The following is a 12861-nucleotide window of genomic DNA, read 5'->3' as shown; positions in this document are numbered from 1 at the left end:
GAAAGGCCGCAGAAACCTGCGGCCTCGCTCACAAGCGGAAAGTTGATGGATCCTGTTCCCTGTCCTGATCGAGCACCGCGCTCTACGCACGGCATGGCGGTCAGGATCTTGCGCGAACCTTACCACATCACTGATCGGAGGATCTGCTTCCAGCTCTCCGACCATCTCTCGTACGAGAAGTTCTGAGCAACAGCCTGTGCGCGCCGGGCGAGATCCGCGGCAAGGGCCCGGTCATCAGCAAGCCGGGTCACGGCGCGTTGCAAATCGTCCCCTGTGGGCCGGATCAGCAAGCCGTTGTATTCGTCAAGCACGAGATTCGGCAGGCCACCGATATTGGTCGCAATCACAGCGCAGTTGGAAGCAAATGCCTCGAGACAGGACAGGGAGGTACCCTCGCTGCACAAGGTCGGGATCAACACAACGTGATGCTCGGCGTATACCTCGCCCATTTCGTCCATGTCCCGCTCAATCCAGTCCACCCTGCCAGGGTGACGTGCCATGAAGCTGCGGGTGGCGCGTGTGTCTTCGCCGACTGCCTGCCCGCACAAGGTGAGATGGATGTCCTGTCTCTCCGCGAGCAACCTGTCGAAAGCCTGAATCGTGAGGTAAAGGCCGCGCGGCTCGCACATCCGCCGCGGGAAGAGTATCTTCAGAACCCTCGCGTCAAAGTCCTTGTCAACCGCGCGAAACTGCTCGTGATTGACGTAGTTCGGAACGTAGTGGAGGTGCCGTCCAAGGTCCCAGTCCACTGTGCGGATCCAGTTGATGAAGTTCGTGTCGACGCAAGTCACGGCGCGGCAGCGCTGCAGAGCTTCCACGATCTGCCTGCGGAGCACCGTATTCTGCTCCACAAAGAAGCGGTTAGTGGTCGCATCCCAGTGGATGCCGTGGTTGATACCCACGATGCGTTTGCTGGCACTGAGGCCGCATGCCAAGTCCATGGGCGAGGCGATCACCAGATCGGCATCCATCGTATGGCGTTCCAAGTTGCCTGACAGTTTGCCCAAGTTCCAGGCTCCGCCTACGGGAATGCCGATGACCGGCACCCCACGAAAACTGCGCTCGAAGGGGACTTGCGAGCTTTGCAGGATGCGTGGCTTCAGGCCCATTTCCCCGCAGATCCTGGTCAGATCGGTCACGTAGCGCTCGGCGCCGCCGCGAAACAGCACCTCCCCCTTCCAGTCGAAGAAATAGACGTTGATGATGTCCACACGCTCCGGCGGCCGTCCTGCGCGAGCCGGGACCCGGACCTCCCTTTCAGCCAGGCGCTCCAGCAGAGGGCGCGTCAGATGCCGCCAGTCGTGACGCTTCAGCACAGGTTCACGGTCGGAAGCCGAAACCCGTCGCCAGGAGCGTTCCTTCACCCAGGCCACGACCTGCTCAGGAGACCCCACCTCGATAATATCCGCATACTCTTCCAACGTCTTGGTGCGCGTTGCCACGACGGGCTTTCCCGCTGCCAGGAACTCGAAGAGCTTGAGGGGCGAAACACCGTCCGTCGCCGCGCCAGGGCGAAACGGAACGATGCCCACATCGATTTCTGCGAGGTAGGAACGGAGCTGATCATACGGGATCTTGCCCAGGTGCCTGACATTGGAGCGCTCGAACAGCTCTTCGTACGCCTCCTGCACCTTCGGAAGCGCCGGAACGTCAAAGGCTGCCACAGGCCCCACGAGCACCAGCTCGACGCCCGGAAGATCAGCAATTCTGCCCAGGAGATCCACGTCCAGCAGCTCGGTCAGGACGCCGTGATACCCCACGCGAAGGACACCGTCATCGGAGCGCGGCGTTCCATCGGCGTCGGACGACCGGAAGTCGTCGATGTAGACACCGTTTTCCAGAAGCAGTGGCTTGTTGGCAATTTTTCTATTTTTTTCAAAGAGATATTTGGAAGAAAAAAGAGCCGTATCCGCCACGGAGAGAAGAAAGCGGTGATCGGACTGAAGGTACTCACCATTCTCCGAGAAGGTCGCTTCATCATCCAGGACATCGTAGACGATGCGCGCGCCCGGCAGAAACTCCTGAAACAGGCGAAACTTCGGATAATGGATGTAGAGAATCGGCGCGGCCTCCCGGAAGAAGGCCACGGCATCCTCCCAAAGGTTACTGACGTAGAGGCCGGGTTGCCGGCAGACAATTTCCCGCGGCCTGTCATTCATCTCCAGCATGAGGCATAGATAACCTTCCTCTACCAGAGCGTGCATGATGTGATCGGGCCGCTGCTTCAGGCCCAGGTCATAGCCGACCGGGGCGAGAACCACGCCTTTATAGTTGCGCCAGTCTCCAACCGCATCGGCGATACGCTGCATGCGCCAGCCAAGTGGCGCCTGGAGGTACTGCTGCAGATGTTGGGTCAAAGCTTGCTGATGTTCGCGATACTGCTTGGGACGTTTTTTTTCAGCCTGGATATGTCGGAGCCGCGCACGGACCTCCATCGCCGCCTTGCGGCAGCCATCCGCGAAGCCGTATTCCCTGACGTACCAGCCGAACAGACGAGCGACACGAATTGGCGCTTGCGAAGCCATCGTCTGAACGAACCGCACGGACAAACCCACGTTCTCAACCATATCCAGATTAGCTTTCTTCGTTCTCGTGTCTGGCCGCCATCTAAATCTCCCGAATGTAGTATTACTCAAATATCCACACGCTTAATTATAGTTCCCTAACATTATTGCCTTCCAATAAGACAATATTTCAAAAACAAATAGTTTATGATACATCACAATTAATCTTAAAGTACAGGCGATCGGCCAGCCAACCGAAGCCCGTGCGCCTTTTTTTTAAGCAGGCACAACCAGCAAAATCAACCCCATACAACCGCTGATCATTCAAACCCAGTTCATCGGTTGTTGATCAACTGGGAAAGCAGGCGCCAAGGCGACCAAAACTCGGTGCTCATCATCCGAAGAGCAAACAGCAGGCCATTGCCCGAGGTGGAACAATCCCTGTCAAGCTTGCGACGTTCCGTGGGGTGGACCTTAGTGCCGCGATCCTGTAGGCGATGGCAGCGGGACGGCAAGAAGCAGGGGGATCAAGCGGCCATGAGCATCTTGAAGGATCTGCGCTACACCATCATTCGCGCCGGACTGGAGGGAATTAACCTGCTCATGCCGGGGGCACTGCGGTCGAAAGCGCGCGGACGCGGACTCATCTTCACGCTCCATCACGTGCGGCCCCAAGAGAAGAAAGACTTCGATCCAAACGCAATCCTGACGGTCACACCGGAGTTCCTCGAGGAAGCCATCCAGGTCTCACTGGAATGCGGCCTCACGCCAGTGGCCGCAGAGGATCTCCCCACACTGCTGGCCAACCCGGCGGACAAGCGGCACTTCGTGAGCTTTACCCTCGACGACGGCTACCGGAACAATGCAGAGTTTGCCGCGCCGGTGTTCCGCAAGTACGGCGTACCGTACACGATCTTCATCACGAAGGGATTTGTCGAACGCACGCGTTCGCTGTGGTGGGAGACGGCCGAAGCGCTGCTACGCAAGGCGGAGCGGATCCGCTTCAATTTCGGCAAGGGGCTGGAAACCATCGACCTCGAGACCGCGGGACAGAAACAGGCGGCCTTCGAGCGCTTCGTCGCCTATGTCGCCACACAGGACGAGGACGAGGCCGTCGCCGAACTGGACGTGCTGGCCATGGAACATGGCATCGATCCGCTGGGGATCACCGCGGACCTGACCATGGACGCATCGGAGCTGGCGAATCTCGACAAGGACCCGCTCGCCCGCTTCGGCGGACATACGGTCACACACCCCAATCTGCGGCGGGTGAGCGAGGAGCGCCTTCGCGAGGAGATCCTGCTGTCGATGCAGGCGGTGGAGCGATATGTCGGCCGGTATCCGCGAGTCTTCGCCTATCCTTACGGTTTCCCGGCCGCCGCGGGCGAACGCGAGTTTAGGGTCGCGGCAGAACTCGGCGTGCCGATGGCCGTCACGACGCAGCCCGGCATGCTGCGGCCGGAAAACCTGCAGACCCCCACCGCCTTCAACCGGGTCTCTCTCAACGGCCTTTACCAGAAGCGGCGGTACGTCCGGGCCCTGATTTCCGGCCTGCCCTTCCGTTTCGCCTGACACGCGGCACGCGGCCCTCTTGCGGGGGATGCCCAAAACCGCAGGACGGGCCCTGTCTCAGGCTCCTGAAACTGTCCCATCCCTACTGGAAGTCAAACGCGCTGAAGCCAGTGACCATCTCGTCGAGGCCGAGCGGGCGGGTGACAGGAGGCTCGGCGCGGGAGAGGCATCCCTGACGCTCGCACAGGCGGCAGGCACGGCCAACCGGAAGCGGCGCTTCCAGGGAGGCCTGGCTGAGCGCGCCGCCGTAGACGGTCTGGCCGGCGTAGGACAGCTCGCAGCCGAGCAGAATGGCGGTGCGGCGTGGCCGCACCTCGAAACCAGCATAGGGGCCGTCCACCGTGCGCGAAAGGGTCAAGAACATTTCGCCATCCGGCATCTGCACCGCCTCGGGAATGATGCGGCCCGGCTCGGCGAAGGCGGCATAGACGGCCAGACGCGGACAGGCCCCGCCGAAGCGGGCGTGCGGGAAGCCCTCCGCCCCTGCCCTGCGCAGACGGTTTCCGGCGTGGTCGATCTCCATCATAAAGAACGGAATGCCCGCACGCTCTTCCCGCGCGAGCGTGGTCAGGCGCGTCGCGGCCTGCTCGAAGGAGACACGGAAGCGCGCGGCCAGGACATCGATATCGTAGCGCTGCCGCTCAGCGGCATTGAGGAAAGCTGCATAGGGCATCATCAGCGCATGCGCGGCGTAGCGGGCAAGCTCGAAGCGGGCGAGACGGCGCGCTTCGTCGCTGGACAGCCTGAGGGCGTCGATCTCGGCGGCGATGGCCGCGCGCATGCGAATGAGGCAGGCCTCGATCGCGAGCTCCCGCAGCTGGTCTGCCGGAGACAGGCGCTCCGACAGGAACAGCCGGTGTGAATGGCGGTCATAGCGACGGCGCCAGTTGGGCATCACCGAGACCGGCAGGACGCGGACAGCGATGCCGTGCTCCTGCTGAAGCCAGTGCCTGAGGGCAGCCGACAGATCGTCCTGCGGCGACAGGATACGGCCAAAGGCCTCCGCCTCCTCCTCGAGCGAGGCGAAATGGTTGGGGCGGGCTTCCAGAACGTCGCGCACTTCATTGGCCGGCAGACGCGGAACCGCGATGGTGCTCGCTCCAGGATTGGCCGCAATAACCTCCGACAGATCCGACAGACGTTCAGCCTGCTCGCGGTAGGCGCGGTACAATTTCACGAGCGCAGTGGCGGCATTGGGAGCGGCCTCGGCAAATTCGACCAGCTCATGCTCGCCGGGAAGCTCGCCCGAAAGCAGGGGGTCGGCAAAGACTTCGCGCAGCTGGCTCAGGGACGCTGCGCCCTCGCCGTGAAGCTCCTCCGGATCGACCTTGTAGACGGAGGCAAGCTTGAGGATGAGCTGTACGGTGAGCGGGCGCTGGTTGCGCTCGATCAGGTTGAGGTAGGACGGCGAAATGCCCAGCGCCTCCGCCATCGCCGTCTGTGTAAGCCCCTTCGAGACCCGAATGCGACGGATGCGAGCCCCGGCAAAGATCTTCTGCGCAATCATCTTTACAAATTTGACACGAGCCTTGGTGCGCAGAGTGTTTTACATTTTTGACAAGTTTACAAGAAGAGATTGACGAAACTCGACAGAACAACCCGATTTTCCATGCTGCAATGCGAAATTTTGCTGACAGTCGCGACGGCGTTCGCGTAAATCCTGTCACAGATTTTCGCCAACCGATATAACGAGCCGCAGCATGACAGACTTTTACAACCTTGTTCCGTCCGCTCCCAAGGGACGCTTTGAAGGCATCGAGCGCCCGTATACCGTCGAAGACGTCAAGCGCCTTCGCGGTTCCATGCCGATCCAGTACACGCTGGCCGAGCATGGCGCCAACAGGCTCTGGAAGCTCCTGCAGGAGGAGCCGTTCGTCAACGCACTCGGCGCGCTCTCCGGCAACCAGGCGATGCAGATGGTGCGTGCCGGCCTGAAGGCGATCTATCTCTCCGGCTGGCAGGTTGCTGCCGACGCAAACACGGCCGGGGCGATGTATCCGGACCAGTCGCTCTATCCGGCCAACTCCGCGCCAGAGCTCTGTCGCCGCATCAACCGCACGCTGCAGCGCGCTGACCAGATTGAAGTCTCCGAGGGCAATGGCCTGTCGGTCGAGACCTGGTTCGCTCCGATCGTCGCTGACGCCGAGGCCGGTTTCGGCGGCCCGCTGAACGCCTTCGAGATCATGAAAGCCTTCATCGAGGCGGGTGCCGCTGGCGTTCACTTCGAGGACCAGCTGGCCTCCGAAAAGAAGTGCGGCCATCTGGGCGGCAAGGTGCTGATTCCGACCTCCCAGCACATCCGCAACCTGACGGCCGCGCGCCTCGCCGCCGACGTCATGGGCGTGCCGACCCTCGTCGTCGCCCGCACCGACGCCGAGGCCGCCAAGCTGCTCACCTCGGACATCGACGAGCGCGACCGTCCGTTCGTGGACTACGACGCCGGCCGCACGGCGGAGGGCTTCTACCGCGTCCGCAACGGCCTCGAGCCCTGCATTGCCCGCGCGGTCGCCTATGCGCCCTACTGCGACCTCATCTGGTGCGAGACCTCGAAGCCGGACCTGGAGCAGGCGCGCAAGTTCGCAGAGGGCGTGCACAAGCACTACCCGGGCAAGATGCTCGCCTACAACTGCTCGCCGTCGTTCAACTGGAAGAAGAACCTGGACGACGCCACGATCGCGAAGTTCCAGAAGGAGCTGGCGGCCATGGGTTACAAGTTCCAGTTCATCACGCTCGCCGGCTTCCACCAGCTGAACTACGGCATGTTCGAGCTCGCCCGCGGCTACAAGGAGCGCCAGATGGCGGCCTATTCCGAGCTGCAGCAGGCCGAGTTCGAGGCGGAAGCTCACGGCTACACCGCCACCCGTCATCAGCGCGAGGTTGGCACGGGCTACTTCGACCTCGTGTCGCTGGCAATCACCGGCGGCGAGTCCTCGACCACGGCTCTGGCCGAGTCGACCGAAGCCGCCCAGTTCAAGCCAGCGGCCGAGTAAACATCATCACACTCCTGAAGGGAGACCACCATGCAACGCACACACGTCAAAGAGCGTGCCGAGGAACAGTCAATCGCCATGGATGCCGATCAGCAGGCAGCGGTCCGGGCGCTGGCCAATGACCTGCACCGTCTCAACCAGTCGGTGATCAAGGCCGTGGAGATGGGCCTGACCGTGGAGCTCGTGCGCTCGTCGCGCTTCCATGGTGGCGACGGAAGCTGGGGCGATCTCCTCGTCCCAGTCTTCCTGGCCAAGGGCCCTTCAGCCCACTGACCGCTCGCGGAAGGCTTCACGGAAGCGTGCGGCCTTCCTCCGCGCCTGACCAAGCCCCAAGCGATTCCGAGCGGTTTCCGGGAAACTTGGCACCAATTCTTCACGGAACCGCGAACAGGAAACCCTCAGGTGGGTTTCACCGGAAAATCAGTCTCTCCCATTGGCCATGCGGCATGTCACCTGTGCCGCGTGCCCGTCCTGAGCCAACAGCACAGGCGGCTTCAGCAGGACAGGTCCGGCACACGCCGCGTCCCTAACCTGCCCGGACAAGTCCTGCGGCCGATCCCGCGCCGGAGGCAATATCGTCAACGCGGGGGTCACCACTTTCGCTCGTTCTTCCTCAGACGCTCCCTAGGCCCCTGCACTCCCGGCAGGGGCCATTTTTTCTTAATTAAAAAAGGCGCCGCGGGGCGCCTTCTCGGGATGTCATGCCGTGTCTCAAACGCCAGATTGCGGCGGGCCGGTCAGTCGTCCTTGCGGGTCGGCAGCTCGGAGATGCCGCCGTGCGCGGCGGACCACTCGAGCGGCGACTTGAGGAAGGCTTCCACCTCATCCAGCTGTCCCGGGAAGCGGCCTTCCTTGCGACAGACCTCCAGCACATGCCACCAGGTCGAAAGGTAGTGCAGCTTCATACCGGCAGCCTCGAGACGGGCCGGCGTGTCCTTGAAAATGTCATAGTAGAAGGGCGCGAAGGTGTGGCTGACGGTGGCCCCGGCGTTGCGGAGCGCTTCGGCGAACTTGAGCTTGCTGCCGCCATCCGTCGTCAGATCCTCGACCAGCAGGACGCGGGCGCCTTCCCTGAGATCGCCCTCGATCTGGGCGTTGCGGCCGAAGCCCTTCGGCTTCTTGCGCACGTAAAGCATGGGCAGGCCCAGGCGGTCGGCGATCCAGGCGGCGTAGGAAATGCCGGCCGTCTCGCCACCGGCCACCGCGTCGAACTGCTCGAAACCCGCGTCACGCAGGATGACGGAGATGCCCAGGTCGATTATGGCGGAGCGCACGCGCGGATAGGAAATGATCTTGCGGCAGTCGGTGTATACCGGGCTACGCAGGCCGGAGGTGAAAGTGTAGGGCTCGTTGGCCCGGATATGGACGGCCTCGATCTCCAGCAGCATCCGCGCCACTGTCTCGGCAATCAGCGCCTTGTCCGGAAAGGTGTTGGCGAACATGAAGGTGTCTCCGTAGTCGTTTTTCCGCAGACGCGGCAGTTACTGTGCTCCCGTGCCCAGGGGCGCGGGCTCGAGAAATCTCCGTGCGCAGCGGGGACGGACGAATATCCGCCCGCCGGTTGCGTCAGTCCGCGTCCTCGACCTCCCAGTGGATGGGGAACATCGGGTCGAAGACGGTGATCGTGTGCTCGCCTGCCGTGATCTTCGCGGGCATGGTCACCGGCTCGTCGCGGCGGACCAGGGTGATGCGCTTCTCGTTCGGCAGCAGACGGTAGAATGCCGGACCGTTGAGCGAGGCGAAAGCCTCCAGGCGGTCGAGCGCCCCTTCCTGCTCGAAGACATGGGCCAGGCAGGCCATGGTGTTCGGCGCGTTGAAAACGCCGGCGCAGCCGCAGGCGCATTCCTTGAGCGGGTCGATGTGCGGGGCGGAATCGGTACCGAGGAAGAAGGTTCCCTCGCCCGAGGTCGCCGCGGCGCGCAACGCCAGGCGGTGCTTCTCGCGCTTGGCAACCGGCAGACAGTAGTAGTGCGGACGGATGCCCCCCACGAGGATCGCGTTGCGGTTTATGATGAGGTGGTGCGGCGTGATGGTGCCGGCAATCGCGCCATTCTGGGCGCGGACGAAGTCGACCCCATCGCTGGTCGTCACGTGCTCCATGACGATGCGGAGCTCCGGTATGCGCTGGCGTAGGGGCGCCAGCACCCGCTCGATGAACACCGCTTCACGGTCGAAGATGTCGACGTCGGGGTCCGTCACCTCGCCATGGACGCAGAGTGGCATGCCGATCCCGGCCATGCGCTCCAGGACGGGATAGACCTTCTCGATGTTGCGCACGCCGCTGTGGGAATTGGTCGTGGCGCCCGCCGGATAGAGCTTCACTGCCGTAACGATGCCATCACGGAAGCCAGCCGCGATGTCGTCGGCGGAGCTGTTCTCCGTCAGATAGAGGGTCATCAGTGGCTGGAAGCTGCTGCCTTCGGGCAGCGCGGCCAGAATCCGCTCGCGGTAAGCTGCCGCGTCTGCCGTGGTTACGACCGGCGGAACCAGGTTCGGCATGACGATGGCGCGGCCGAAATGGGCGGTGTACGGCGCCACGGCCTGGAGAACGGTTCCATCGCGAAGGTGCAGGTGCCAGTCGTCCGGCTGGCGGATCGTGATCTTTTTCATGAGGTCCAACACATAGCCGGATTCCGCGCCCGCGCAAGGAGAAAGCAGGCCGCACCGCCGCCTTCGGCGTGGAAAAGGCTCGCCACTCCTGTCGGATTGGGGCATCCTCGTCCGTCCATAAGGGAGGAGGAATGCCATGCTCTATGCGATCCTGTGTTACCATGACGAGAATGTCGTCACCTCCTGGTCGAAGGAAGAGGACGACGCCGTTCTGGCGAAGCGGGGCAAGGTCACGGCCGAACTCGCCGCGCGCGGCAAGATGGGCCCGTCGATCCGGCTGCTGCCGACCTCGGCGGCAACCACGATCCGCAGCGGCCCGAACGGCGACGTGGTTCTCGACGGCCCCTTCGCGGAAACGAAGGAACAGTTGCTCGGCTTCTACGTACTGGAAGGCGACAGCCTCGAGGAGGTGATCGAGGCGGCCAAGGCGATCAAGAAGGGCGAAACCTGCACCTTCGAGATCCGGCCCATCAGCATCTTCAAGAAGGGCGTCGTCGAGGCAAAGGCGGCAGAGACGGCATGAGCGACCTCGCCTGGATCGAGAAAGCACTGGTTGGGGCGCGGCCGCAGGTCGTCAGCGCTCTGCTGCGCTACTTCCGCGATCTCGACCGGGCGGAGGAAGCCTTCCAGGAAGCCTGCCTCAGGGCGCTCAAGACCTGGCCCGAGAAGGGACCGCCGCGCGACCCTGCCGCGTGGCTCATCTTCGTCGGGCGCAACGCGGCGCTCGACAGCGTGCGGCGCGACAGTCGCACCACAGAGCTGCCCGAGGACCGGTTGATCTCCAACCTCGACGACGCCGAGGCGGAGATGTCGGAGCGGCTCGACAATTCGCATTACCGCGACGACATCCTGAGGCTCATGTTCATCTGCTGTCATCCGGACTTGCCCGCGACCCAGCAGATCGCGCTGGCGCTCAGGATCGTCTCCGGCCTGACGGTGAAGGAGATCGCGTCCGCCTTCCTCGTCAACGAGAAGGCGATGGAACAGCGCATCACCCGCGCCAAGCGACGGATCATGGCTGCGGACGTGCCCTTCGAGGCGCCCGGACCGGCGGAGCGTGCCGAGCGCGTGGGGGCAGTCGCGGCGATGATCTACCTCATCTTCAACGAAGGCTATGCCGCAAGCGGCGGCGAGGCACACCTGCGCGCACCGCTCTGCGACGAGGCGATCCGGCTCGGCCGGCTGCTGCTGCGTCTGTATCCCTCGGAGCCCGAGATCATGGGGCTGCTGGCGCTGATGCTGCTCCAGCATGCACGCACCCCCGCCCGGCTCGACGCGGACGGCAACATCATCCTGCTCGAAAACCAGGACCGGACCCTCTGGAACCGGGAAATGATCGCGGAGGGGCTTGCGCTGGTGGAAAAGGCGGTGCGGCACCGACGGCCGGGTCCCTATCAGCTGCAGGCTGCCATCGCCGCGCTGCACGCGCAGGCGGAACGTCCGGAAGAGACCGACTGGACCCAGATCAGCCTGCTTTATCTTACGCTGGAACGCATGACCCCCTCCCCCGTCATCACGCTCAACAGGGCGGTCGCGGTGTTCAAGGCATCCGGAGCGGAGCAGGCGCTCAACCTCGTTGAGCCGCTCAAGGTCAAGCTCGACGGCTATTTCTACTTCCACGGTGTGCGCGGCGCACTGCTCAAGGAACTGGGACGGGTCGAGGAGGCGCGGCAGGTATTCAGCCGCGCCATTGCGCTTGCCCGCACGCCGGCGGAAGCAGCACACATCCGCCAGCAGCTTGACGCATTGGAAGCAGGCCGGAAGTTCCTGACGCCCGCCCGTCCATGACCGAAAGGTGGTTGTCGGATCAGGCGATCCCCATTCGTCGTTCCTTCAGGAAAACCTGAGGAGGAATCCATGCCGGAAATCGAAGTTGCTCCAGGTGAGACTGCGGAGGTCCGCGGCGGCATCATCGCCTATCTGGAACTGGATGGCGCGGTGAGGGCCGCGGAGATCTTCAAGCGTGCCTTCGGCGCCAGGGAGGTAGCCCGCGCTCCGCTCGACGACAAGGGCCGCACGATGCACCTGCACCTCTACATCAACGGCGGGTCGCTCATGCTCTGCGATGCCTTTCCCGAGCACGGACATCCCGCTGAAAAGCCTGCCGCGGTGACCCTCACACTGAAGGTGGACGATCCGGAAGCTTGGTGGGAACGCGCGACAAAGGTGGAGGGCTTCGAGATCGAAGTGCCCCTGCAGGTGATGTTCTGGGGCGACAAGTACGGCCAGATCCGCGACCCGTTCGGTTTCCGCTGGGCGATCACGGGATAGGAAGGTTTTCGCCTGCGCCTCGCATCCCCGAATCGTCCCATCAAATTTGGGCGGAGCGCAAAGGTGGCTCCGCCTTTTTCCTGTTTTAAGTTTCACCCTCTCACGGGCACATAGGTGCGCAGGCGGCTATTAGGCGCAACTACGCCGATTGTTTCAACCAGCCGTGCATGACAGAGTCTTTTGATTGCGCCTGCACGGTCTGTATCAGAGGGTCTCATCCCCCTCCCGGCAAAATAAATTCACCCGCCGACCTTTACGTCGGGAACCGATGCCCTATCCTCTCTCATGTCTGCGTCGCGTGAGGCGCGGAATTTGCGCGGCTTGATGCCAGCAAGAAGTCCGGTACATCGAAGGGAGACAATTCATGGCACAGGCACAAACGGGCGACATCGTTCGCGTCCACTATCGCGGCACGCTCGCGGACGGAACGGAATTCGACTCTTCCCGCGGCCGCGAGCCTCTGGAATTCCAGATCGGCAGCGGTCAGGTAATTCCCGGCTTTGAGCGGCAGGTCGAGGGCATGTCGGTTGGGGAGACCACCGTCGTAACCATCCCGGCGGACGAAGCCTACGGTCCGCGGGACGAGCGCCAGGTGCAGGAGATTCCGCGCAGCGCCCTGCCGCCGGAACTGACTCTGGAAATCGGCACTGGCCTGACGGCCACCACACGGGACGGCAGGGAAATCCCCCTCACCGTGATCGCACTTACGGACGAGACCGTGACCGTCGACGGCAACCACCCGCTCGCAGGGCGCGACCTGACGTTCGAGCTGGAGCTGGTCGAGATCGTCGAGTCACCCGGGAAGTCCGGTTTCGGGTTCTGATGCAGAACGGACGGCACAAGCCGCGCGTCCATCCTTCTGCGTGAAATTTGCGCCCCGCTGGCGTGAGATATGCTCACCGCGCGGGGCGTTT

11 protein-coding genes are annotated in these 12861 nt (G+C 62.9%); 7 read left to right on the top strand and 4 right to left on the bottom strand.

Annotation, left to right across the window (positions count from 1 at the left end):
• Positions 1–119: 119 nt before the first annotated feature.
• Positions 120–2567: a glycosyltransferase gene (locus tag ABD906_RS09040; RefSeq protein WP_165278588.1), complete on the bottom strand. Its 2448-nt coding sequence runs from the start codon at positions 2565–2567 to the stop codon at positions 120–122.
• Positions 2568–3041: 474 nt separating this feature from the next.
• Here ABD906_RS09040 and ABD906_RS09035 point away from each other — a divergent pair, with 474 nt between their 5' ends.
• The gene (locus ABD906_RS09035; RefSeq protein WP_165278652.1) at positions 3042–4076 is read left to right on the top strand and encodes a polysaccharide deacetylase family protein; all 1035 of its coding nucleotides are present in this window, start codon (positions 3042–3044) and stop codon (positions 4074–4076) included.
• 82 nt (positions 4077–4158) lie between these two features.
• On the opposite strand, the gene ABD906_RS09030 is transcribed toward ABD906_RS09035, so the two are convergent.
• A complete protein-coding gene (locus ABD906_RS09030) occupies positions 4159–5583 on the bottom strand; it encodes a helix-turn-helix domain-containing protein (protein ID WP_345099156.1) in 1425 nt (474 codons plus the stop codon).
• Between the two features lie 193 nt (positions 5584–5776).
• On the opposite strand from ABD906_RS09030, the gene aceA reads away from it, so the two are divergent.
• A complete protein-coding gene (aceA, locus tag ABD906_RS09025; RefSeq protein WP_165278590.1) occupies positions 5777–7066 on the top strand; it encodes an isocitrate lyase in 1290 nt (429 codons plus the stop codon).
• Positions 7067–7096: 30 nt separating this feature from the next.
• Positions 7097–7339 (top strand): SMc00767 family acetate metabolism repressor, encoded by a 243-nt coding sequence (locus tag ABD906_RS09020; protein ID WP_165278591.1) that lies wholly within the window; start codon positions 7097–7099, stop codon positions 7337–7339.
• Positions 7340–7803: 464 nt separating this feature from the next.
• Here ABD906_RS09020 and ABD906_RS09015 read toward each other — a convergent pair whose 3' ends face one another.
• Both ABD906_RS09015 and pyrC read right to left on the bottom strand, forming a co-directional pair.
• The gene (locus ABD906_RS09015; protein ID WP_165278592.1) at positions 7804–8508 is read right to left on the bottom strand and encodes an orotate phosphoribosyltransferase; all 705 of its coding nucleotides are present in this window, start codon (positions 8506–8508) and stop codon (positions 7804–7806) included.
• A gap of 124 nt (positions 8509–8632) precedes the next feature.
• The gene (gene pyrC, locus ABD906_RS09010; RefSeq protein WP_165278593.1) at positions 8633–9676 is read right to left on the bottom strand and encodes a dihydroorotase; all 1044 of its coding nucleotides are present in this window, start codon (positions 9674–9676) and stop codon (positions 8633–8635) included.
• Between the two features lie 136 nt (positions 9677–9812).
• Between pyrC and ABD906_RS09005 the strand changes: the two genes are divergently transcribed.
• The 4 genes from ABD906_RS09005 to ABD906_RS08990 all read left to right on the top strand — a co-directional run bounded on the left by ABD906_RS09005 (position 9813) and on the right by ABD906_RS08990 (position 12770).
• Positions 9813–10199 (top strand): YciI family protein, encoded by a 387-nt coding sequence (locus ABD906_RS09005; protein ID WP_165278594.1) that lies wholly within the window; start codon positions 9813–9815, stop codon positions 10197–10199.
• On the top strand, positions 10196–11464 hold the full coding sequence (locus tag ABD906_RS09000) for an RNA polymerase sigma factor (protein ID WP_345099155.1): 1269 nt from the start codon (positions 10196–10198) through the stop codon (positions 11462–11464). Before ABD906_RS09005 ends, ABD906_RS09000 begins: the two co-directional genes overlap by 4 nt.
• A 69-nt stretch (positions 11465–11533) precedes the next feature.
• The gene (locus ABD906_RS08995) at positions 11534–11947 is read left to right on the top strand and encodes a VOC family protein (protein ID WP_345099154.1); all 414 of its coding nucleotides are present in this window, start codon (positions 11534–11536) and stop codon (positions 11945–11947) included.
• A gap of 364 nt (positions 11948–12311) precedes the next feature.
• Positions 12312–12770 (top strand): FKBP-type peptidyl-prolyl cis-trans isomerase, encoded by a 459-nt coding sequence (locus ABD906_RS08990; RefSeq protein WP_165278597.1) that lies wholly within the window; start codon positions 12312–12314, stop codon positions 12768–12770.
• Positions 12771–12861 lie beyond the last annotated feature (91 nt).

Source organism: Chelativorans composti, assembly GCF_039541695.1.
In the GTDB taxonomy this organism is placed as follows: Bacteria; Pseudomonadota; Alphaproteobacteria; order Rhizobiales; family Rhizobiaceae; genus Chelativorans; species Chelativorans composti.
Note: the sequence above shows the minus strand (reverse complement) of the source record. Positions and strands in the feature narration are given on the sequence as shown.